Annotated in this window: 15 protein-coding genes; 7 read left to right on the top strand and 8 right to left on the bottom strand. The window is 38.5% G+C overall.

Annotated elements, in window-relative coordinates:
• Window positions 1–11 precede the first annotated feature (11 nt).
• The 5 genes from AC2S94_RS10105 to AC2S94_RS10085 all read right to left on the bottom strand — a co-directional run bounded on the left by AC2S94_RS10105 (window position 12) and on the right by AC2S94_RS10085 (window position 7,560).
• Window positions 12–1,871: a glycoside hydrolase family 13 protein gene (locus tag AC2S94_RS10105; RefSeq protein WP_484628480.1), complete on the bottom strand. Its 1,860-nt coding sequence runs from the start codon at window positions 1,869–1,871 to the stop codon at window positions 12–14.
• A 54-nt stretch (window positions 1,872–1,925) separates the two neighbouring features.
• Window positions 1,926–4,232, bottom strand: coding sequence for a glycoside hydrolase family 65 protein (locus AC2S94_RS10100; protein WP_484628479.1), 2,307 nt, complete (start codon window positions 4,230–4,232; stop codon window positions 1,926–1,928).
• Window positions 4,232–4,897, bottom strand: a complete 666-nt coding sequence (gene pgmB, locus AC2S94_RS10095; RefSeq protein ID WP_484628478.1) for a beta-phosphoglucomutase — start codon at window positions 4,895–4,897, stop codon at window positions 4,232–4,234. The genes AC2S94_RS10100 and pgmB overlap by 1 nt, the downstream gene beginning before the upstream one ends.
• Entirely contained in the window at window positions 4,884–6,404 is a 1,521-nt protein-coding gene (locus AC2S94_RS10090; RefSeq protein ID WP_484628477.1) for an MFS transporter, read from the bottom strand. The genes pgmB and AC2S94_RS10090 overlap by 14 nt, the downstream gene beginning before the upstream one ends.
• Window positions 6,405–6,531: 127 nt before the next feature.
• The gene (locus AC2S94_RS10085) at window positions 6,532–7,560 is read right to left on the bottom strand and encodes a LacI family DNA-binding transcriptional regulator (RefSeq protein WP_484628476.1); all 1,029 of its coding nucleotides are present in this window, start codon (window positions 7,558–7,560) and stop codon (window positions 6,532–6,534) included.
• 223 nt (window positions 7,561–7,783) lie between these two features.
• Between AC2S94_RS10085 and AC2S94_RS10080 the strand changes: the two genes are divergently transcribed.
• The 5 genes from AC2S94_RS10080 (at window position 7,784) to AC2S94_RS10060 (ending at window position 17,972) form a co-directional block, all read left to right on the top strand.
• The gene (locus AC2S94_RS10080; RefSeq protein ID WP_484628475.1) at window positions 7,784–10,714 is read left to right on the top strand and encodes a SusC/RagA family TonB-linked outer membrane protein; all 2,931 of its coding nucleotides are present in this window, start codon (window positions 7,784–7,786) and stop codon (window positions 10,712–10,714) included.
• Between the two features lie 26 nt (window positions 10,715–10,740).
• On the top strand, window positions 10,741–12,351 hold the full coding sequence (locus AC2S94_RS10075) for a RagB/SusD family nutrient uptake outer membrane protein (RefSeq protein ID WP_484628474.1): 1,611 nt from the start codon (window positions 10,741–10,743) through the stop codon (window positions 12,349–12,351).
• Between the two features lie 18 nt (window positions 12,352–12,369).
• Window positions 12,370–13,527 carry a SusE domain-containing protein gene (locus AC2S94_RS10070; protein ID WP_484628473.1) on the top strand — a complete coding sequence of 386 codons (1,158 nt, stop codon included), beginning with the start codon at window positions 12,370–12,372 and terminating at the stop codon, window positions 13,525–13,527.
• Between the two features lie 65 nt (window positions 13,528–13,592).
• Window positions 13,593–15,050, top strand: coding sequence for an alpha-amylase (locus tag AC2S94_RS10065; RefSeq protein ID WP_484628472.1), 1,458 nt, complete (start codon window positions 13,593–13,595; stop codon window positions 15,048–15,050).
• A 366-nt stretch (window positions 15,051–15,416) separates the two neighbouring features.
• Window positions 15,417–17,972 carry an adenosylcobalamin-dependent ribonucleoside-diphosphate reductase gene (locus AC2S94_RS10060; protein ID WP_484628471.1) on the top strand — a complete coding sequence of 852 codons (2,556 nt, stop codon included), beginning with the start codon at window positions 15,417–15,419 and terminating at the stop codon, window positions 17,970–17,972.
• A gap of 68 nt (window positions 17,973–18,040) precedes the next feature.
• Here the strand turns inward: AC2S94_RS10060 and AC2S94_RS10055 are convergent, their stop codons facing one another.
• From AC2S94_RS10055 to AC2S94_RS10045, 3 genes are all read right to left on the bottom strand, one after another.
• A complete protein-coding gene (locus AC2S94_RS10055; protein ID WP_484628470.1) occupies window positions 18,041–20,620 on the bottom strand; it encodes a cellulase family glycosylhydrolase in 2,580 nt (859 codons plus the stop codon).
• A 22-nt stretch (window positions 20,621–20,642) separates the two neighbouring features.
• Window positions 20,643–21,533, bottom strand: coding sequence for a hydroxypyruvate isomerase family protein (locus tag AC2S94_RS10050; protein WP_484628469.1), 891 nt, complete (start codon window positions 21,531–21,533; stop codon window positions 20,643–20,645).
• Window positions 21,534–21,609: 76 nt separating this feature from the next.
• Window positions 21,610–22,314, bottom strand: coding sequence for an NUDIX hydrolase (locus tag AC2S94_RS10045; protein ID WP_484628468.1), 705 nt, complete (start codon window positions 22,312–22,314; stop codon window positions 21,610–21,612).
• 108 nt (window positions 22,315–22,422) lie between these two features.
• Between AC2S94_RS10045 and galK the strand changes: the two genes are divergently transcribed.
• Together galK and AC2S94_RS10035 are read left to right on the top strand one after the other, a co-directional pair.
• On the top strand, window positions 22,423–23,583 hold the full coding sequence (galK, locus tag AC2S94_RS10040) for a galactokinase (protein WP_484628467.1): 1,161 nt from the start codon (window positions 22,423–22,425) through the stop codon (window positions 23,581–23,583).
• Between the two features lie 6 nt (window positions 23,584–23,589).
• Window positions 23,590–24,630, top strand: coding sequence for a UDP-glucose--hexose-1-phosphate uridylyltransferase (locus AC2S94_RS10035; RefSeq protein WP_484628466.1), 1,041 nt, complete (start codon window positions 23,590–23,592; stop codon window positions 24,628–24,630).
• The last annotated feature ends 25 nt before the right edge of the window (window positions 24,631–24,655 follow it).

Raw genomic sequence — 24,655 nt, 5'->3', positions numbered from 1 at the left:
TAGTTTTAGTGTTAATTAAGTTTTGTGGTTAAGAAATAGGCTCCTCTTTCAGGTAAGGAGATTGAGTTTTCCCATTTCATTTTTTCTCCGGTAATAAGGTTTTGAAATTCCATGCCTGAAAATCCTAATTCTTCAAATCTATTAAGATCTAGATCTACGGGTTCTTCGTTTTTGTTCAGGATTAGAACGACTTTTTCTTCATCGGATATTCTTGATATAAGATAAACCTGGTTTTCCGGAGCAAAATGAATGGTTTTTCCGTTTAGTATTGCCGCGCTTTCCTTTCGATAATTAAGAATTTTTCTAAGGAATGATTGCATATCTTTCTGGTCTTCACTTAAACCTTCTCCAGTGAAAGCATTCACCTTACTGTCTTCCCATCCTCCTGGAAATTCTGTTCTTATCAATCCATGATCGCCAGGATTTTCAGTATCGTCCATTAAAATTTCAGTCCCATAATAGATCTGAGGGATTCTAGGCAGCGTCAGGATATAACTAATTGCCATTTTCGTATTTGGTATATCCTCCTTTAATTGGGTATAGATACGACTCATATCGTGATTATCAGGAAAGATCATGATATTTTCAGGAGAAGCATAGGCGAAATCATTAGCTAACCCTAAGTATAATTTATCCATTCCCTGTTCCCAGCCTGATCCATCATTAAGACCTTCCACTATTTTAGATTGCATGGCAAAGTCCATCGTACTTTTCAAATTCGAATCATAGCCATTATTTATCCCATCCTGCCAGTATCTGATCAAAAGCGGATTATTACTCCATTCTTCCCCAACAATATTGAATTTAGGATATTCGGTCATGATAGCACCGGCCCAGTCACTCATAAAAGCCTTATCCGGATACGGATAAGTATCCTGCCGAATTCCGCCGAGATTCAGGGTTTCGATCCACCAGATACTGTTCTGGATTAAATATTTCGCCATGTATGGATTACGCTGATTAAGATCTGGCATGGTATCAACGAACCAGCCATTGCTCATCCTTTTTTTATCAGCTTCTGAAGCGTACAGATCCTGATTGGTAGTTCTTTTGTGACTTGAATATTTTATTTTTTCGCCATTTTCATAAAGTTCCTGGTAATTGATCCAGTCTTTAAACGGAAGATCTTCCATCCACCAATGCTCTATTCCAACATGGTTAGCCACCTGATCCATTATAAGCTTTATTCCTTTTTCTTCGGCTTTTGCTGCCAGTTCTTTATATTCTTCAAGAGTTCCAAATCTTGGATCTACCCTATAAAAATCGGTCATGGCATAACCGTGGTACGAACCAGATTTCATATCATTGATCAACAATGGCGAAGACCACAAGGCTGTAAAACCCATTTCATCTATATAATCCAGATGATCGATAATTCCCCTGATATCTCCACCGTGGCGACCATAATCGTCATCACGATCTAGAATTTTTTCATTCAGGGATTCATCAACATCGTTTGTTGGATCTCCATTGGCAAACCTGTCTGGAGTGATTAAATAAATAGCGTCTGAATTATCAAAACCGATATATTCTTCTGCAGGTTTTAATCTTTCTTTCAACTCATACTCATATTCTTCAGAAGACCCGTCTTCTTTTTTGAAGCTAATAGTGAACTTTCCAGCCTTAGCAGCATCTGTAATTTTCAGATCAATAAATAAGTAATTCGGGCTATCTCCTGCATTAAATTCTTCAATACTAACTCCGTTATAATCGATCTGAGGAGTTGCTTTTCCTATATTTTCGCCATAAACCATCAGTTGAAGTTCAGGATCTTCAAATCCAACCCACCAGTTAGGCGGTTCCAGTCTCTCAATTTGGGCAAAAGAGTTTAGGCTTAGCAGGCAAATTATAAGATATAATATAGATTTCATTTTCAGTTTAAAATTAAAAAAGGGCTTTCTGAATTTTAGAAAGCCCTGTAATATTTATGCTCTAACTGGAGTATTTGGTAAAACCTCAACCGGATTTCCATTTACAAGAATATCCAGTGAATCATTACCTTCCAGGGTGAATTCAGTTTTATCAGCAGAAACGTCTACTTTGAGTATTCGGTCTCTGAAATTCACTTTGAACGAGTAAGCTTTCCACTGCTCAGGAATCTGAGGTTTAAAAGAAAGCTGGTCATTCTCCACGCGCATACCTCCAAAACCTTCAACAATACTCATCCAGGTTCCAGCCATACTTGTAATGTGACAGCCTTCCTCAACTTCCTTATTGTAATCATCAAGATCAAGTCTTGATGTTCTTACGTAAAATTCGTAAGCCTGCTCCATTCTTCCAAGAACCGCTGCCTGAATACTGTGTACACAAGGAGATAAGGATGACTCATGAACTGTTAAAGGTTCATAGAAATCAAAATGTTTTTCCAGTTCTTCCTGGCTAAAATGATCTTCAAAGAAATAGAATCCCTGTAACACATCGGCCTGTTTGATATAACAAGATCTTAGGATCCTGTCCCAACTCCATTTCTGGTTTATTGGTCGTTGCTTTTTGTCAAGCTGAGCCACCGGAATGATCTCTTTATCCAGGAATCCATCTTGTTGAAGGTATACACCGTATTCTTCTGAATATGGGAAATACATTTCTTCAGCGACTTCTTTCCATTTAGAAATTTCTCCTTCATTCAGGGAGGTAAGCCCCATTATTCTTAGGTAATCTTCCTGGTAACCGTCTTTTACCTTGTCTATCATTTCAAGGCAATATTCAATACACCATTTAGCGATATAATTAGTATACCAGTTGTTATGAACGTTATTTTCGTATTCATTAGGACCAGTAACCCCTAAGATCACATATTTGTTTTTCTGTTTGCTGAAATTAGCTCGCTGATGCCAGAACCTGGCGATAGCGATCATCACTTCCAACCCTTTTTCAGGAATGTAGCTGAAATCTCCGGTAAAACGAACATAGTTGTAGATCGCGAAAACCATAGCTCCGTTACGATGGATCTCTTCAAAAGTGATCTCCCATTCGTTATGACTTTCCTCCCCATTCATGGTCACCATTGGGTAAAGCGCAGCTCCATTAATAAAACCTAATTTCCCGGCATTTTCTTTCGCCTTTTCCAGGTGCCGATGTCTATAGGTTAACAATTTACGGGCTACATTTTGATCTTTTGTAGCCATATAAAATGGTATACAGTATGCTTCGGTATCCCAATAAGTACTACCGCCATACTTTTCGCCCGTAAATCCTTTCGGACCTATATTTAATCTTTCATCCTTACCAGAATACGTTTGATTTAGCTGAAAAATATTGAATCTGATCCCTTGCTGAGCTTTTACATCTCCGGAAATAGTAATATCTGCCATTTCCCAGATCGCTGCCCAGGCTTCTTTCTGTTCTTGCTTAAGCTGATCAAAACCTTTTTCCACGGCTTTATCCAGAACTAAGCTTGCAGCAGAAATAAGGTCAGCTTTTTTATGGTTCATATCGGTGACATAACCTGCATACTTTATTATTGATGCAGCCTCACCTTTTTTAGCTTCTACTGAATATTTAAAAGAAATACGGTCTTCGCCTATTCTTTCTTCCGGTAGCAGATCTTGTTTAGTTCCATTCAGCAGTACTTCAGATTGCATATAGGTACCAACGTGAAACTCGGTTTTCAAAGTTTTGGAAATCAAAAATCCCTTAGCTTCATTAGATTTAACTTCAAGAGTTTCCCAGAAACGCTCTTCCCAGTTGGCATCTGTATTGGTTATACTTCCATCGAGATAAGGATCAAATCGAACAGTAGCATCCTGGTTTAAAGGAGTGACTTCGAATTTAATAGCCCCCAGCTCATCATCAACGATAGAAAGAAAACGGATCGCTTTTACTTCAATTTCAACTCCGTTAGGTAAAGTTGCTTCAAAATATCTTCCCAGGAAACCTTCATTCATATTAAGCTCACGACGGAAATTCTTAATATTCTTACAGGTATGCAGGTCTAATGCTTCTTCATTTACAAATACGTTGATCCCGATCCAGTTTGGAGCGTTCAAAACTTTCGCGAAGTATTCCGGGTAACCATTTTTCCACCAACCTACTTTTGTTTTATCCGGATAATAAACTCCGCCTATATAGCTTCCCTGGAAACTTGGTCCTGAATACTGCTCTTCAAAATTGGCTCTTTGCCCCATGGCACCATTACCAATACTGAAAAGGCTTTCAGATGATTTTACTCTTCCCGGGTCAAAATCTTCTTCAATGATAGACCACTCATCTGGTTTTATATAATCTTGATTCATTACTTCTCGTTTCTCAATAATTTTTCAATAAACTTAATTTCGATCTCGGTGAAATCATTAAAAACATAGTCTGCTTCATTCAATACATTTTCATCACCAATACCTATGCTGGTCATTTTCCCGATATTAGCTGCCTCAACTCCGGCAACCGAATCTTCGAATACCACGCAATTTTGTGGTTCAGCATTTAATTTTTTAGCCGCGATAAGGAACACTTCCGGATCTGGCTTTGCCTTGCTAACATCTGTACCGTCTACAATTGCGTCGAATTTATCGTACAGATCAATTTTTTTTAGAATGGTTCTGGCATTTTTACTAGCAGAACCAAGCGCGAATGGTATATCATTCTCAATAAGGTAATCCAGGACTTTAGGTACTCCCGGAAGAATTTCAGATTTATCCATCTCTTCTACATAAGAGAGATAATTTTCATTCTTTAGGGCCATCTGTCTGTTAAACTCATCTTCAGAAAGCTCCATATCACCCCATTTCAGTATTTTTTTCAGAGATTCCACACGGCTAACACCTTTTAACTGTTCGTTTTGCTCTTCAGTAAAATCGAAACCAAGGTCATTTGCCAGCTTTCTCCACGCCAAAAAATGAAACTTGGCTGTATCTACTATCACACCATCCAGATCGAATATGAATGCTTTATGATTGCTCATCTATATTTATTCTTTTGTTTGTTTGAACTCTTAAGGTTAAAAGTCCTGATAAGATCATGGAAAATCCTCCTACGATCAAGGCGTAGATAGGTTCTCCATTAAATAGCTCCTTAACCAGGAAGCCTAAAATAGTTGCCGCGACAATTTGTGGAATTACGATAAAGAAGTTAAAAACTCCCATGTAATATCCCATTTTCGAAGATGGTAATGCACCAGATAACATGGCATAAGGAATAGATAAGATACTGGCCCAGGCCACACCTACACCCACCATGGCTAATAATAGTCCAACCTTATCTCCAAGAAAATAAACGGAAATAAGACCCAAACCACCCATGGTTAAAGCCAACAAGTGAGTAAATTTATTACTGGTTCTTCTTGCCAATACCGGTAGTAAGAATGCAACGGCTGCAGCAACTCCATTATATACCGTGAACATTACCGTAACCCAGTCTGCCGCATCATTATATAATTCTGAAGTAGTATCTGTCGTTCCAAATACATGTCCTGTAACGGCAGGAGTCGTATAAATCCACATGGAAAATAATGCGAACCATGAGAAAAATTGTACCCAGGCCAACTGCTTCATAGCCGGAGGCATGTTCAGCATATCGGTAATAATAATGGTAAAACCGTTGCGTACCTGTTTCTTTCGCAGGGTAGAAACCACCATGAACAATACTCCAGCGATTATCAAGCCTACAAATAATATGTATAGTTCTTTTGTGAGGCTATTCTGAAATATCAAAAATGATACGATAGCTCCAATTACTGCCATTACAGCTCCGGTTGTAAACTGGTTACGAATATTCTTCGATTTATCTACCACCTCTACTCTAGCCGGTTTATCCTTAAGCTTTTCCTTTTCAAACGCTTCCAGTTCTTCAGGCGAATATTCCTTCGATTTAATTACCGTCCAGATCACTGCCAGGAAAAAGACAACCCCTCCTACATAAAAGGACCATTTTACTGAATCTGGTATAATTCCTTCCGGTGCAGTATTACTAATTCCGAACCAATTCGTGAACATATAAGGTAGCAGGGAACCAACTACAGCTCCTACTCCAATAAAAAAACTCTGCATGGCAAAACCGAGGGTTCGCTGCCTGTCTGGCAAATTATCCCCTACAAAGGCCCTGAAAGGTTCCATAGAAATATTAATGGAAGCATCCATGATCCATAACGTTCCCGCGGCAACCCACAAGGTTGGCGAATTCGGCATTATGAAAAGAGCGATGGAAGATAAAATGGCGCCAATAAGAAAATAAGGTCGACGTCTACCTAACCTGGTCCAGGTTCGGTCACTAAAGTATCCTATAATTGGCTGCACTACGAGACCGGTTACCGGTGCCGCAATCCAGAGAATAGGAATATCTTCGACGCTTGCTCCAAGTGTTTCAAAAATTCTTGAAGTGTTGGCATTTTGTAAGGCAAAACCGAACTGAATTCCCAAAAATCCGAAACTCATGTTCCAGATTTCCCAGAAGCTTAAGGTACGTTTACGCATATCGTAAATTTTAATTATCACGATAAGCACTAAGACTTATCAAAACTTAAAATAGGTAGGAAGTAAAAATATAAGTTTTGATAAATTTCAATTACGGCAAATATATAGATTTTTTAAAACGAACGCCTTATTTCTTTGATTTTGTTGAATTTCGGGTAACCAGTTCTGTCTCTACAATTATGGTTTTGTAGTAGTCATCCTCGCTTGGCGTGCGCTCTAACTTCTCTATTAAAAGCCTGGCAGATTCCTCTCCCATTCTCATTCCATGCTGGCTTACCGTGGTTAAACTAGGAATGAATCTTTTTGATAATTCTCCATCGGTAAACCCAATTACCGATACATCATCAGGTACTTTTTTCCCCTGTTCCTGAATGGTTTTAATAGCAGAGATCGCAAAATGTTCATTTACCGCAAATACCCCATCTACCTTTTTATTACGTAAGAACTGCTCGATCTCAGCCTCACTATCTTCCATCTCCTCGATCTTCAGAATAAGATCTTCATTGATCTCGATATTGTTCTCTACCAGAGCCTGTTTGTAACCGTGAGTTCTGAGTTTCCCAACACTAACATAATCAACCGTAGAGATAAGAGCTATGTTCTTGCAACCACATTCAATTAAATATTCAACGGCCTTTTTACCGCCAGTAACATCATCAATGATCACCTTATCGCAGGCAATATCATCTACTACACGGTCAAATAACACAAGCGGCATACCCTGGTTGATCGCTTCCACTAAGTGATGATAATCTCCTTTTTGCATGGTTTCTTTTGCGAGCGAAAGAATAAAACCATCGGTACTACCATTGGCTAGCATTTCCATGTTAAGCACTTCTTTGTCAAAAGAGTTATCTGAAAGACAAACGAATACATTATAACCCATCTCATTCGCCACCTTCTCCACTCCACTTATGACCGTGGTAAAAAAGTGATGTACGATCTCCGGAATAATGATACCTATAGTTTTCGTTTTACGGTTCTTAAGACTTAAAGCAATATTATTGGGCTTATAATTATAATGTTTAGCAAAAGCCTTGATTTTTTCCCGTGTTTCTTCTCCAATTTCAGGACTATCTCTAAGTGCTTTTGAGACTGTAGAAATAGACACTTCTAATTCTTTCGCAATCTTCTTTAAGGTAAGTTTTGGCTTCATTTAGTTTCGATATTCTTTTTTCTAGCAGGGTTAAATTTTTGATTCGTCAAATTTACCACAATTAAATTATGATACCCTTAACTGAGAAAAGTTTTCAACACGAAAACGTTTTCGTCGTAGTAATACTGCTGAGTCCCCGGTTTTTGGTTGAGAATTTACATACATTTAACCTCAGGAAGTAAAAATATAAGGTTAATTTTTAGTAAAAACCAATAGAAAATTTATGAGAACTTTATTTAAAAGCACATTGTATTTGCTATTTCTGCTGCCAATGAGCTTTTTTGCCCAAAACACCGTTAGCGGTACTGTGACCGAAAGTGCCACAGGTTTGCCGATTCCAGGTGTTAACGTAATTGTTCAGGGTACCACAAATGGTACAACAACAGATTTTGATGGGAACTATTCCATTGACAATGTTTCTGAAGGCGATATTCTAACTTTTTCATTTTTAGGATTCGCAACTCAAGAAATTCCTTATAGTGGTCAGTCTACTTTAGATTTGCAGCTGGATGAAGATTCAGCTTCTCTGGAAGAGGTAGTCCTGATCGGTTATGGTGCAACCTCAGAACAGGATGCTACCGGAGCTGTCGAGAAAATTTCGTCAGATCAGTTTAACCAGGGTGCTGTAGTTGCTCCAGAGCAATTGATCGCTGGTAAATCTGCCGGTGTACAGATCACTCCTGGTGGTGGTGCTCCGGGACAGGGAGGAACTATCCGAATTCGTGGTGGTTCATCGCTATCTGCATCTAATGACCCGCTTATCGTAGTAGATGGTGTGCCGTTAGACCAGAGAGGTGTTGCCGGATCAAGAAACGCACTTAACTCTATTAACCCTAACGAAATTGAAGATTTCACAGTATTGAAAGATGCTGCTGCAACTTCCATTTACGGGTCCAGAGCATCGAACGGGGTAATTCTTATTACTACCAAAAAAGGTAAGAAAGATACTCCTTTCCAGTTTACTTATGATCTTAAAACTTCAATAGGAAATATTACCGATAAAGTAGACGTATTGAATGCTGAAGAGTTTAGAACTCTAATCAACAATACTCCGGGAACAGATCCTTCTTTATTAGGTGATGCAAATACAGACTGGCAGGACCAGATATATGAAACTTCAGTTGGAGCCATTCATAACCTTACAGCAACTCAGGGGATTGGGAATTTCTATTATAGATTGAACTTTAACCAGACGGCTGAAACAGGTGTGCTTTCAGGAGATTACTACGAGAGAAATGCATTCAATATTTCCCTTAATCAGGATCTCTTCGATAACAAACTGAAGCTTACCTTAACTTCTAAGAACAGTTTAGATAAGAACAAATTCGCCAACCAGGGAGCTATTGGATCTGCTGTTGCTTTTGATCCTACGCAACCTATTTACGATGACACTCTTCCTTTTGGAGGATATTTTGAATTCAACAGAAATTCAGGCGGAGAAATCGTTCAGCAAAACCTAGCGACCAGAAACCCTTTGGCGCTTTTAGAACTGAATGAAGATAAGAACCAGACGAGAAGGTCTATCACTAACCTTAACGCTGAATACAAATTACACTGGCTACCAGAATTAAAAGCTGTTGTAAATGCTGGTTTTGATTATGCTGAAGCAAACGGGAACACATTTCTTCCTTTAATTGCAGCGGCGAACACTACGAACATCAACCAGTTCAGTAATTACCAGAACATCAACCGTAACTTATTATTAGATACGTATCTAAACTATAAGAATGATGTAAACTTCCTGAATACTACAGAAGTTGATCTTACTGCAGGTCACTCGTACCAGGAATTCTACTCTTTTTCTGATGTTTATGGAACAGAGCAAGATCAGGAAATTGATTTCCCAGTTGATATAAACCGTAACTCTCTAGAATCATATTTCGCCAGAGCTAGTTTTGACATTAATGACAAGTATCTGATCTCTGGTAGTATTAGAGCTGATGGTTCTTCAAGAGTTGCTCCGCAGAACAGATGGGGTTATTTCCCGGCTGCTTCTATAGGTTGGAAAATTCACAATGAAGCATTCCTTCAAAACTCCAACGTTGTTTCTGAATTGAAACTTAGAGGTGGATACGGAGAGACTGGTAACTACGAAATTGGAAGAAATTATGGTTACCTTGGATTGTATACTCCTAGCCAGGGAGGTGCAAGATACCAGTTTGGCAACACTTTTGTACCTACTATTAGACCGGAAGAGTATGACGAAGACCTTAAATGGGAAAGTTTGATCAACTATAACGCCGGTATCGACTTCGGATTTTTTAGCAATAGGCTAAGCGGATCTGTTGATGCTTATTATAGAGAAACTGAAGATCTTATTGCAACTGTACCGGTTCCTGCTGGAGCAAACCTTTCAGACCAGTTACTTACAAACGTAGGTACTACCGTGAGTAGAGGTATTGAAGTTGGATTAAGCGGAGACATTGCAAGATCTGAAGATTTCAACTGGACTTTGAATTATAACATTTCGTTCCAGGATCTTGAAATCACTCAGTTAACCCTTGGTGATGATCCAAATTTCTTTATTCCTCAGGGAGGTATTAGTGGTGGTGTTGGAAACAACATTCAGCTTTGGAAAGAAGGATATGATCCATCAACTTTCTTTGTGTTCAGACAGGTTTATAATGACCAGGGACAGCCAATTGAAGGAGCTTATGTAGATGTGAATGGTGACAACCAGATCACGGAAGCAGACAAGCAGCCATACAAGAAAGCGACTCCAGACTATTATATGGGTCTTACGAACACAATGAACTATAAAAACCTTGACTTCAGCTTTACCTTTAGAGGAAGTTTTGGAAACTATATTTACAATAACACGCAATCTGCAACCGGATTCGTAGAAGCAGGAACTAACACTCCTTCAGATTATTACTCCAACTTCAACTCGAATGTTTTGGCGTCAGGATTTGAAAACAGTCAGTTCTTCTCAGACTACTACCTACAGGCGGCAGATTTTGTGAAGCTTGACAACATTAGCATTGGATATACGATTCCTGGTGAAAAAGTAGACTTCAGAGCTTCTTTAACTGCCAGCAACGTACTTGTGATCACAGATTACGAAGGATTAGATCCTGAAGTTTTCGGTGGGATAGATAACAACTTCTACCCTAGATCAAGAAGATTCGTACTTGGGCTGAACTTTGCATTTTAATGAATAATAGAAAAATTACACGAACTATGTTTAATAAAATAAAATCAACTTTCCTTGTTCTCTTTGGATTGGCTGTTTTATGGTCATGCGAAAGCGAATTAGACCTCGTGCCTGAGGACAACAGGGAAACTGCCGCGACAGCTTTTAAAGATCCGGCAGCTTACAAACAATTCCTAGCCAAGCTTTATGCAGGTTTTGCGATTAGTGGACAGGATGGACCTGCGGGTGATGCCGATCTTTCAGGTTTAGATGAAGGTTTCTCTCAATACATGAGATTATACTTCAAATTACAGGAACTTACTACAGATGAGGCTGTGATTGGATGGAATGATGGTACTATTAAAGACCTTCATAACCAGAACTGGACATCAGGGAACGAATTCATTAGAACAATGTATTCAAGAGTAATGTACCAGATCGCTCAATCTAATGAATACCTGAGACAAACAGAGCCTTCAGTTCTTGAATCTCGTGGAGTAGACAGCAGTCTTAGAGCTGAAATAGATACTTACAGAGCAGAAGCAAGATTCCTTCGTGCCTTAAGTTACTGGCATGCACTGGATCTTTATGGAAACCCTCCATTTGTAACTGAAGAAGATCCTGTTGGAGCGTTTCTTCCGGAGCAAATTTCCAGCGCCGAATTATTCGACTATATCGAAAGTGAATTACTTGCTATCGAAAGTGAACTTAAAGGACCAGGAGCAAACGAATATGGTCGTGCAGACCAGGGAGCTCTTTGGATGCTATTATCTAAGTTATACCTGAATGCTGAAAAGTATACCGGTACTCAGAGATATGCTGATGTAATTACTTATACAAATAAGGTGATCGCTGCAGATTACAGCCTGGTAGATGATTATCAGAAATTGTTTCTTGCAGACAACAACAGCAATGGAGCTCAGAACGAGATCATTTTCCCAATTACTTTTGACGGAATCAATACGCAGGCTTATGGTGGTATGACTTTTATCATTCACGCTGCAGTTGGTGGATCTATGGATCCTGATAACTTCGGAATTAATGGTGGATGGGCCGGACTAAGAACTACTTCTGCCCTGGTAAACAAATTCCTTGAGAACGAAGAAGATTCTATTGAAAATGTTGCAGACGAAAGAGCATTGTTCTATACAGACGGTCAAACCAAAGAGATCAACGATATCTCAAATTTCACCAATGGTTACGCTGTTGCAAAGTACAAGAACGTAGATGTTGATGGAAATGCAGGATCTGATCCAACAGGAGATTTCCCTGATACAGATTTCCCAATGTTCCGTTTAGCAGATGCTTATTTAATGTATGCTGAAGCAGTAGTAAGAGGTGCTGGTGGTAACCAGGCTGATGCTGTAGGTTACATCAATGAATTGAGAGAGCGTGCATTCGGAAATTCTGATAATAACATTTCTACTGCAGACTTATCTCTTAATTTCATCCTGAATGAAAGAGCAAGAGAACTATATTGGGAAGCACATAGAAGAACAGATCTTATCCGTTTTGGACAATTTTCAGACGGAGGAGTATGGCCTTTCAAAGGTGGTGTTCCTCAAGGGACAACCACACAAGCCTTTAGAGACCTGTTCCCTATTCCAGCTTCAGATCTAGGTGTAAACACCAACTTAACACAAAACCCAGGTTACTAATAAAACACAATAAACAAAATGAAAAAGTTTTCAATTTTCTTATTAACGATAATTGCTCTTGTAGGTTTTTCTTCCTGCGAGCATGACGATGATGTAGTATTCGTTGCGCAACCAGATCCAGACGGGATCATGTTCACCAACTCAACTGCAGAATCTTATACTTTAACAGACGAAACGGCAAATAATATTGCTGAAAGATTCGTGTGGAATGAAGTTGATTTTGATGCACCAACTACTGTTACTTATGAACTTCAGGGGTCATCAGATTCATCTTTCTCTAGTTTCAATGTCATTGGAACAACAGGAGAAAACAACTTAGGAGTTACAGTTAGCCAATTAATGTCTTTGGCCAATGAAGCAGGACTGGATAGCGATCCAGAGACTGAAATGCCAAATTCAGGAGATATTTACTTTAGAGTTCGTGCTTATGCAGGAACTGACGGAAGTAACGGATTGAACGCTACTTCCGAAGTAATGTCTTTAACAGTAGTTCTACCTGAGGATGTTATTGAAGAAGAAGAAAATCCAGCAAAAATGAACCTTTTCCTAGTTGGCGATGCTACTGCTGCCGGATGGAATAATAACAATAACAATACTCCACTTTTCAGAGATCCGGAAAATGATAATGTTTTCAATTTCTCAGGAAGATTTGCTGGTGGAGACGATGTAGAAGGATTCAAATTACTGGAAACTCTTGGAGCATGGCAGCCACAGTGGGGCGGTACCGATGGAACCCTTGGTGTAAATCCTGGTGATGCTTCAGATCCAGCTGCATTTTCAGTAGACAATGATGCTTATTATACTTTGTCTTTAAATACTGAAGATATGACCTATACTTTTGAAGAAATGGATGCATCTTCTGCAACCATGTATGATATGGTTGGAATTATTGGTACAGCTACTACAGGAACAGATGAAGGATGGAATGACGATATGGATATGACTCAGTCAGACTTCAATCCTCATATCTGGTATATGAACGATGTGGAATTATTTGATGGTGAACTTAAGTTCAGAGCTAATAATGCCTGGGACGTAAGCTGGGGTGCTACTACTCCACTAAGCGGACAGGGAGCAAATGCCAATGATCCTAATATTCCTGTTAGCGCTGGAGTATACGATATCTGGTTTAATGATCTAACTGCAAGATATATTTTGATTCCTGCAGGTGAATAGTCATACAAACTTTTAAAAGGGGCTATTTCTAGCCCCTTTTTTTATCTATTAATTGAACTTCAATTATGAAAAAAAACAAGTTATTATTTTTATTTCTATTGAGCATTAGTCTGGTATTAGGATCATGTTCAACAGATGATTCAGGAGATCCTGTAGATCCAACAGATGATATAGGAGAAACTCCGCAACCAAATCCGCAACCATCAGAGCCACAGGCTATAGATCTATCTTCCTACGATAACGGAAGCAGGGTGATGATGCAGGCGTTTTACTGGGATGTAGAACCAAGATTTGCCTGGTGGGATAACCTTTCTTCGAAAGTAGAAGGTTGGTCTGATGCCGGAATCGATAGATTATGGTTGCCCGTGGCTTCTAAAGGACAATCTGGTGGATATTCCATGGGATATGATGTTTCCGATTATTACGACTTTGGAAACTATGAACAGCACGGAACTGTCGAAACCCGTTTTGGGTCCAGAACAGAGCTTGAAAACCTAATTTCCAAAGCCCACGATAACGACGTGGAAGTGATCGCAGATATCGTTATAAATCATAATTCTGGTGGCGGATTGCAATACAATCCGTATAGAGGTTATGACACTTATACACTATTTGACGAAGATCATGGTAATGCTTCAGGTATGTTCAACAGAAATTACGAAGATTTTTATCCGAACAGCGTTAGCGAATACGATCCAGGAAGTTTATTTTATGAAGAAACCAATCTTGACCACCACAGGGAAAGAGTTCAGGACTGGCTTTGGAAAAAAGAAAATTCTGTAGCTAAATATTATAAAAATGTGATGGGCTTTGACGGCTGGAGATTTGATTACGTTCTAGGTTTTGAACCATGGGTAGTTAAAGAATGGCTTGATGAGGTTGGCGGATTTTCTGTGGTAGAATTATGGGATGGCCGCGCTTCTGTTCTTGAAGAATATGTGGAAGAAACTGGAGCCGGAGCATTTGACTTCGCAACATTCTACAATCTTGAAGAAGGTTTGGACAGGTATCAAGATCTAAACAATTTTACTGATGCAGGTTTATGGCAATCATATCCTGATAAAGCCGTAACATTCACCGCAAATCATGATACTGAAAAAGACTCGAATGAAGACAATTTCATTATGAGCGATAACAAGATGAAAGCTTATGCTTATATCTTGACACATCCAGGTTATCCAACAATTTTCTATTTAGATTATGAGAATGAAAACTTTCAGGAAGAGCTAAAAACACTAATTTCCATTCATAACAGTCTGGCTATTGGTGAGACAGAAGTTCTTTATGTAGATGAAGATGAATATGTTATGAAAAGAAGCGGAACAGGCACCAATCCTGGATTAATTCTGTATATTAGCATCAATAACGGTACTAAAAGAAGGACTGTAAGTTCAAACTGGAATAATGTTACCTTAATGGATTACAGTGGTAACACATCATATAACCCTACCTCCGATGAAAATGGGATGGTTCAGATCGAGGCTCCTGCAAATGGATACGCTATTTACTCGATAACAGAATAAACCTTTTAATTTTGAATTTTCATAGGTGTTAATTCAAAGAAGGCTCCGCGAATGCGGAGCCTCTTTTTTTTATATTCCACTCTCCTCCCTTTCCGCCAACATACCAATAGAATTTTCGCAGTTTTCGTTTGGAATTTCTATATGAATCCAGCACTAAATTTTAAAGACTAATTATTAAGTCTTAGAAAAATAATTTTCATTATTTGTCAACTTTTCATTGTTAGTAATTTTTTATTTAATTGAATATCAATTAATTAACATATTTTTCTTGATAACTTTTTCTAAACGATTTGTTAATTGTCTCAAATATATGTTTAGTTTTATACCACTCGAATAACGAAATTCTAACCTAAAAATCTCATTTATATGCCTGTACAAGAAAAACCAGTCGTTCCTAAAACTTACACCCAGGAACAGGCTTACGAAGCATCTCTAAAATACTTCAAAGGGGATGACCTGGCCGCAAGGGTTTGGGTAAACAAATATGCCCTTAAAGATTCCGAAGGAAATATCTATGAACTTACTCCGGACGATATGCACAGGCGTATCGCAAAAGAAATAGCAAGAGTTGAAAAGAAATATCCTAATCCTATGAGTGAGGATGAAGTTTTCGACTTGATTAAGAACTTTAAATATATCGTGCCTCAGGGTAGCCCTATGGCCGGAATTGGAAATCCATACCAGGTTGGATCTTTATCTAATTGCTTTGTAATTGGTAATGATGGCGTTTCAGATTCTTATGGAGGGATCATGAAAATTGACCAGGAACAGGTACAGTTGATGAAGCGTCGAGGCGGTGTTGGACATGACCTTTCACACATCCGCCCAAAAGGATCGGCAGTAAAGAATTCTGCTTTAACTTCTACTGGAGTAGTTCCTTTTATGGAGCGTTATTCAAATTCAACCAGGGAAGTTGCCCAGGACGGTCGTCGTGGTGCATTAATGCTTTCGGTTTCTATCAACCACCCAGATGCTGAAGATTTTATCGATGCTAAAATGGAACAGGGCAAAGTTACAGGCGCCAATGTTTCAGTTAGGATCGACGATGAATTTATGAAGGCGGTTAAGAATAACGGAAGTTATACTCAGAAATATCCGGTTTTCAGCAAAGACCCTAAATTTTCAAAAGATGTAGAGGCAGAAAAGCTTTGGAAGAAGATCGTTCACAATGCTTGGAAATCTGCCGAGCCTGGAATTCTTTTCTGGGATACGGTAATCAATGAGTCGGTTCCAGATTGCTATGCAGATCTTGGATATAAAACGGTTTCTACAAACCCATGTGGTGAGATCCCACTTTGCCCTTACGATTCCTGTCGTTTGTTAGCGATCAATCTATTCTCTTATGTTGAAGAGCCGTTCACTGATAAGGCACATTTCAACTATGAGCTTTTTAAAAAACATATTGGTGCAGCACAAAGAATCATGGACGATATTATTGATCTTGAACTTGAAAAGATCGATAACATATTAGCTAAAATCGATGCAGATCCTGAAAATGAAGAGATTAAGGCAGTTGAGAAAAATCTGTGGCTGAATATCCGTAAGAAAGCTTATGAAGGAAGAAGAACCGGAATTGGTATTACTGCTGAAGGTGATATGCTTGCCGGATTGGGAATTAGATACGGTAGCAAAGAAGGAATTGACTTTTCTGTAGATATCCATAAGAATATCGCCTTGGCAGCTTACAGAGCTTCTGTAGACACAGCCAAAGAAAGAGGTGCATTCTCAATTTTTGATTCAGAAAGAGAAAAAGAGAATCCGTTTATTCTTCGACTTAAGGAGGCTGATGAAAAGCTTTATTATGATATGCTGGAATACGGTAGAAGAAATATTGCGCTTCTTACTATCGCTCCAACGGGAACTACAAGTTTGATGACGCAAACTACTTCCGGGATTGAGCCAGTTTTCCTTCCTGTCTATAAACGTAGAAGAAAAGTGAATCCTAATGATAAAGACGCGAGAGTAGATTTCGTGGATGAAGTTGGTGATTCATGGGAAGAATACGTGGTTTTCCACCACCGCTTCAAGGAATGGATGAGAGCTAACGGTCATGACACCGATAAAAATTATTCTCAGGAAGAACTTGATAAACTGGTAAAATTATCTCCTTATTTCCAGGCGACTTCAAATGACGTTGACTGGTTGAGCAAGGTGAAAATGCAGGGAGCAGTTCAAAAGTGGATAGATCATTCTATAAGTGTGACCATCAACCTTCCAAATGATGTAGATGAAGAATTGGTTGGAAAACTTTACCTGGAAGCATGGGAAGCTGGTTGTAAAGGAGTAACGGTTTACCGTGATGGATCACGTTCCGGAGTTCTTATTTCAAACGAGGAAAAGAAAGAGGAAGAAGCTGAACAAACTCCAGGCGCTTTCCCACTGAAAAGACCTGATGTTCTCACTGCTGATGTAGTTCGTTTCCAGAATAATAAAGATAAATGGATCGCTTTTATTGGGCTTGTAGATGGCCGTCCTTACGAGATCTTCACTGGATTTGCTGATGATGAAGAAGGAATTCTAATACCAAGATGGGTAAGCGAAGGTTATATCATTAAAGCCAGAAATGAAGATGGAACCTCTCGTTATGATTTCCAGTACGAAAATAAGCGTGGCTATAAAACAACCATTGAAGGCCTGTCTCATAAATTCAACCCGGAATTCTGGAACTACGCAAAACTGATCTCCAGTACGTTGCGTCACGGAATGTCTATTGATAATGTGGTAGATCTTATTAATAGTCTGCAATTGGATAGCGAGTCTATCAACACCTGGAAAAATGGTGTGGTGCGTGCGCTTAAGCGTTACATCGCTGACGGAACTGTAGCTAAAAAGGAAAAATGTACAAATTGTAACTCCTCAAATCTAATATACCAGGAAGGATGCTTGACCTGTAAGGACTGTGGTTCTTCTAAATGTGGTTAAATTTCTGTTATAACTGCAAAAAAGGCCTTCGATTTTCGAAGGCCTTTTTTGATTTAGTCAATCAAAGTCTATTCAATTCTCACTTCACGAATCGCAATACCATGTGGCTTCTGAAGTTTGTCTTTTTCAAGTCCGGGTCCAATTGAAAACTGAATGCTTTCCACGTCTTCTAATTTAAGTTCTCCAGAATAAGAATGGTCGAAATAATAAGGCAAAAATCCCGGATAAGGTCTTGGTAATGTAACTGTCTCAACTGGCTCTAATTCTGAAAAACTGATCTCTACATTTTTCAATTCCTTCGATAGTGCAATAGTTTTCCCAAAAGACGCACCATTATTCATAACTAAAGCAACCTGCAATTTATCAGTGTTTTCTCCAATAGCCCTGGCAACTATCACAAGTTTTTCCCTTCCGTCAAGATCTCTAGCAGCAATCTTCTTTTGAAAATTATATCTAAAAGAATAGTCATAGATAGGTTCTGCTTCAATATTTTCGACATCTTCTTTAAAAAGACTATCGATTTTCACCTGAAATTCGGCTTCATTTTCGTTTACCGGAACAAGATTATTATCTGGTGACCAACCAATCACCATATTATCTGAATCTTCAGCAGGATTGAAAATAGTAATTGGAGCGTCCTTTTGTAAAATTCTCGTTCTGTAAATTTCTTCAGAATGAAAATCCCAATTTGAAGGGCTTCCTTCTACTCCGCCCGGAAAGGTAAACGAATTGTCTGAAGTCGTGACGATAATTCTGTATTCTAAAAATCCATTTTCAATAAGATTTTCAGGAACTTTGGCTGAATAATCGTAATTATTTTCAGCGTTCAATTCAACAGATTCGTAGGTGTTGCCATTTTGAAACCAGGCTTCTACTTTTTCGATTTCGTCGTTGGAAACTACGGTCGCTTCTAAATTCAATTCAGCACTTTCAGTAGTTGTTCCTATAGGTTCGTGAATTACGTAAGTTCCATCAACGGTCTCTTCTTTGGCTTCAAAATTTCGGATATCAAAATTCCAGTCAGTCTTATAATTTTCAATACTGAACTCTTTTCCGGCAGACTTTAATAAATATGTTCCCGGCCTGATCTTGAAACTCTTACCAGTAGCTGAAATATTATAATCGTTGCCCTCATTTAATCCGGTAATTTCAAAGTTTTCAGGCAGATCATTCAGATTTAGCTCCATAGCATTTTCCTTCCAACTGATCACAGAAACTGTCTTATTAAGGCTATTGCTTCCAAACGGATCCTGCACTAGAATAGGATCTGGCATTATTTCCAATCGCCAGACACCAGCTTCCAGTTTATCCAGAAAATAAGCTCCTTTCCCATCATATTTCACAATTTCTGAACTACCGTGACCCGCAATTTTATTCAATTTAGAACTAGCTTTTGGCGCAATGGTATTTGAATTGGTATATATAAAAGAATTTTCTGAATTATAGCTGGCCACATCCCCTTGATAACTGATCTTGAAATTCCCAAATTCAAGGTTTTCAGGATAAGTTCCCAGGTCTTTTCTCATTGGTACCTCATGAAAAATTTTGGAAGCGATCATTAAGGCGAGTGCTTTATGCGGAGTATAATTCAAATTCATGTAATGCGTATTATACTCGGTATTCGCATAGGCAAGAAAAGTGGGATCGTAAGCAAAATGGGTCGCGATCTGGATTCCAGTTTCTCTAAAACTTCTGGCCATAGCAGGATACATATAAGATTTATTCACATCGGCAGCGTCAAATTCATAAACCAGTTTTGCCTTACCATTTTCTTCAATCACATCCTCAAATGGTATTTTATAATCACTCACATTAGGCAGAAGATTGCCTTCAAGTTCTTTCTGAAATCCGAGTCCAGTAGGATACCATTGAAAAGTTCCTCCCTGGATATTGGAGGTGAAATAAGTTTCGGCTAACTGAATGCTGTGGCTCACATTATAGAAAATTGGTTTCTCAGTACCCGTTTTCCGCATGGCAGCAACCATCTTATTGATAAAGCTTTTTACTTCTTCCGGAGTTCCTCGATGATGCGGTTCATTGCTAACCTCAAAAGCAATCACGTTCGGCTCATTTTTATAAGCTACACCGGTATAAGGATTTACATGGTTCAGGAATTGCTCCAGATAATTCTGCTGCGCTTTGATTGCTTCAGGATTGGTAAGACTTTTATCTTTTCCGTATTTATTGGAAAATCCCGGTGTATCCTCATCGGGTTCCGGCCAGCCATTTCCCCAGTAAGCAATGGGTGTGATCACGAAATTGATCTCACGCTTTTTGAGTTCACTCAATAAATAATCAAAAGTTTCCAGATTTTCATTCTCCAGCAAATTCCCTTTTTCATCGCTGATTTCGGTGTCCCACACATGCAAGCGATACAGGTCAAATCCCAGCCTTGTAAAATGATAAATATCTTTATCGATTTCAGCCTTGATATCCAGATCTTTCTTTTGAGCAGACCTGTAGGCGTGTGCAAATGGAGCCGAATAGTTCACCCCAAACCCGTGTACCTCTTCATCGCTTCCACCCCAACGCATAACTCCGTCATCATCAACGTAGACGTTGCTTTTAGAAGTTGTCTGGGCATTAGAAATGCCACATACTAAAATTAGAGCAAAAAGTAACTGACCAAAATTCATTTTCAGTTTCATAAATCTTCAAAATAAGTTTTAATTAAATATCGCAGATGTTGATCGCTTCCTCTAGGGCAGAAAGTTTATCATCGTAGGTCGGTATAAATTCCTGGGCTACAAAACCTTGAAATCCGGTTTCATAAATAGCTTCCATAATGGCTGGATAATTTAATTCCTGAGAATCGTTTATTTCATTTCTGCCAGGATTTCCGGCGGTATGATAATGCCCAATATATTTATGATTTTCACGAATCGTCCTGATCACATCGCCCTCCATAATCTGCATATGGTATATATCGTATAGGAGTTTGAAATTTGATTTTCCTAAGGCTTTGGCAAGTTTTACTCCCCAATCGGTATGATCGCACATATAATCTGGATGATCTACCTTACTGTTAAGAAGTTCCATTACCAGGTTTACATTCAGCTCTTCTGCATATTCAAGAAGAGGAGTTAAACCCATAACACAGTTTTTAATTCCTGTTTCTTCATCCATACCATTTCGGTTTCCCGAAAAACAAATAACATTTTTAATATTATGCTCAGAAGCCTTTTTGATCAATCCTCTGTATTGCTCCTGAAGTTTCGCATGGTTAGCAGGTTCGTTGAAGCCATCGATAATGCTAGCAAAATCATCGGTAGCCATGGAGCAGACCAGGCCTTCTTTTTCAACCGCATCCCATTCTGAAGGTTTTAAAAGATCAATTCCCTTAATATCCATTTTAGCACAGACTTTTGCGAATTTTTCCAAAGGAATATGCTGGTAGCACCATCTACAAACGGAATGATTTATTTTTTCGGAAGATATTTTCTGGACATTTTTGGGTTCAGAATTACCTGCAAATAATTCAGTTAATCCGCCAAAACTTATTATTCCGGCACCAAGACCAAGGCTTTTAAGTAATTTTCTTCTATTAATAGGATCAGACATCTCTGTATATTTTTCTAAATTTAATAATAAACGTAAATATTACAATTAAAATCAGAAAAAGTTTGAGTCGGCTGTATCAGGCTATTTCAAAATTGTAACCGGAAGTCAATAATTTCTGATAATTCTCGTAATTAAATTTATAAAGGAAAGCTCCCCTTTTGCTGGTGGACTTATCTTTTTCATCCAGCTTTTCTATCACATTCAAAGACAACACCTTCTTTCTGAAATTACGCGCATCCAGCTCTCTCTGGTAGATCGCTTCATACAGACTTTGAAGCTGTGGAATGGTAAACTTTTCGGGCAACAACTCAAAACCAATTGGTTTATATCGGGCATTATTTTTCAATTGAAGTAAGGCATCATGAACCATTTCATTATGATCCAGAATTAAAACAGGAAGATGCTCTATTTCAAACCATTTTGCTCCATGCTCTTCCACTAATTTCTCATCGTATTCATCAATTCGAATAAGAGCGTATTGTGCAATGGAAATGCACCTGTAGCCCGGATCACGGTCTTTTTTTCCGTAGCTTTTAAGTTGTTGCATAAAAACATCATCCAGACCTGTAGTTTCATTCAATACCCTCTTCCCGGCAACATCAAGATCTTCATCAAGTCTTACAAAACTGCCAATTAAAGACCACTCTCCCTGAAGTGGAGAAACTTTTCTTTTAAACACCAGAAGTTTTAGCTTACCTTGATGAAACCCAAATATTATACAATCGGTAGCCACATACATTTTTTCCTTAACCTGGTATAGGTCATTGGTGTTTTGAGTCATTCTCAATAATTGTTTTTATAAATATAGATAATCTTAAAATTTGTTCAAATAGTAATGAATGTACTTTTTACATTTATTATATTTGAATTATTATAAAAATAATAAGTCTTGACGAATATCAGAGCTATTTCAGTGAAACCTTCAATTTTTGAAGATGCTGCCTTTGCAGTAAATGTGGAATCTCCCGGGCGTATCAACCTTATTGGTGAGCATACAGATTATAATGAAGGTTTTGTAATGCCCACGGCCATAGACAAAAAGATCATTCTTCGTTTCAGGAAGAATGATACGCAAAATTTCTGCCGCATTTATAGCGAGACTTTTAATAAAGGTTTTGAATTTCACCTGGATAAGACTTTTACCAAGACTGATGGCTGGGAAAATTATATACTCGGTGTAGTGAAAGAACTTCAGTATAATACTGGTAAACTGGAAGGCTTTGATTGTCTCATTCAAAGCAAACTTCCTTTGGGAGCAGGGATCAGTTCTTCTGCGGCCCTGGAATGTGGCCTGGCTAGCGGACTTAACAGTTTGTTTGATCTCGGGCTGAAAGATCTTGAGATCGTAAAATTATCTCAGAAAGCTGAAAATGATTTTGTTGGTTCTAATTGCGGAATTATGGACCAGTATGCCTCGGTGATGAGCAAACCAGATCATATTATTTTACTGGATTGCCGAAGCCTGAAAGCTGAGTTTATTCCTGCAGACTTCAAAAATTGTAAATTGCTTCTTCTGAATACCAATGTTTCGCACAATATCGCTGATAGTGATTATAATTCCAGGCGGGCTGAATGTGAAGCAGCCATAGAAATAATTGAGCAGGATCTACCAGAGATCAAATCGGTGCGGGATCTTAGCTTTGAAATTTTAGAAAAGTATAAAAACAGGTTGAATGGAAGAATGTATGAACGATGCCTGTATGTATTAAAAGAAAATGAACGTGTTCTTAAAGCTGCAGATACTCTAAAATCTGGAGATCTTCAAAGTTTTGGAAAGTTAATGTATGCCTCTCATGAAGGCCTTCAGCATAACTATGAAGTCAGTTGCAAGGAACTAGACTTTCTCGTAGATTACTCCCGCGATAAGGATTTTATTTATGGATCGAGAATGATGGGTGGTGGTTTTGGCGGTTGTACTATAAATCTTATTCAAGAAAATAAGATCGAAAATTATATTGAAGAAGTTGGTTCAGCGTACTTTCAAAAGTTCAATATCAAGCTTGATGCGATAAGTGTTAGTCCAGATACAGGAACAAAGATCTTTAAATAATAGTTGATGAATACCGAACTGAATAATACTCCACATAGAAGATATAATATTTTAACCGGTGAGTGGATTCTTGTTTCGCCTCATCGAACCAAAAGACCATGGCAGGGTAAAACCGAAGAAAATAAGTCTTTGCGCACCAGATCTTATGATCCTGAATGTTATCTCTGTCCCGGGAATAAACGAACCAGTGGTGAATTAAATCCGGAATATTCTGAACCATTTTCCTTTGTAAATGACTTTTCCTCCCTTCTACCCGATTCTCTGGAAATTAGCTTCAATGAAGGTCTTTTAAAGGCTGAAAGTGAGAAAGGGATCTGTAAGGTAGTTTGTTTTTCACCGGATCACTCTATGACTCTCCCGTTAATGGAAGTTGAGGACATTACTAAGGTGATCAGAATGTGGAAAAAAGAATATCACGAACTCGGTTCTACGGATGGCATTAATTATGTGCAGATTTTCGAAAACAAAGGAGCCATAATGGGATGCAGCAATCCGCATCCCCATGGGCAGATCTGGTCGCAGTCTTCAATTCCTACTGAAATTTTAAAGAAATCGGTAAAATTCAAAGAATATTGGGAAGAGAATAAGCGCAGTATTCTTGCAGACTATTTGAAACAGGAGTTGGAGGCAGGTGAACGCATCCTGGAAGAAAATGAGCATTTTGTAGCACTCATTCCATATTGGGCTGTTTGGCCTTTTGAAGCGATGATCATTCCAAAGAGACACCTTCAGCATATTGGTGAATTAACTGATAATGAAGAAAGTGCTTATGCAAAAATTCTGAAAAAGCTTACCATTAAATATGATAATCTTTTTGAAACTTCATTCCCCTATTCGTCTGGTATTCATCAAATACCCACAGATGGAAAGAATTACCCAGAATGGCATTTTCACATGAGCTTTTATCCTCCGTTATTACGTTCTGCAACCGTAAAAAAATTTATGGTGGGATATGAAATGTTTGCCGGACCTCAGCGTGACATTACCGCAGAACAGGCTGCCAAAAGGCTCAACGAACTTCCTGAAGTCCATTATTCAGAAAGGTAATTTCATATAAAATCTAAGGAATAAA

It is taken from the genome of Christiangramia pacifica, assembly GCF_057221535.1.
This window is presented reverse-complemented; position numbering and strand designations above follow the sequence as displayed.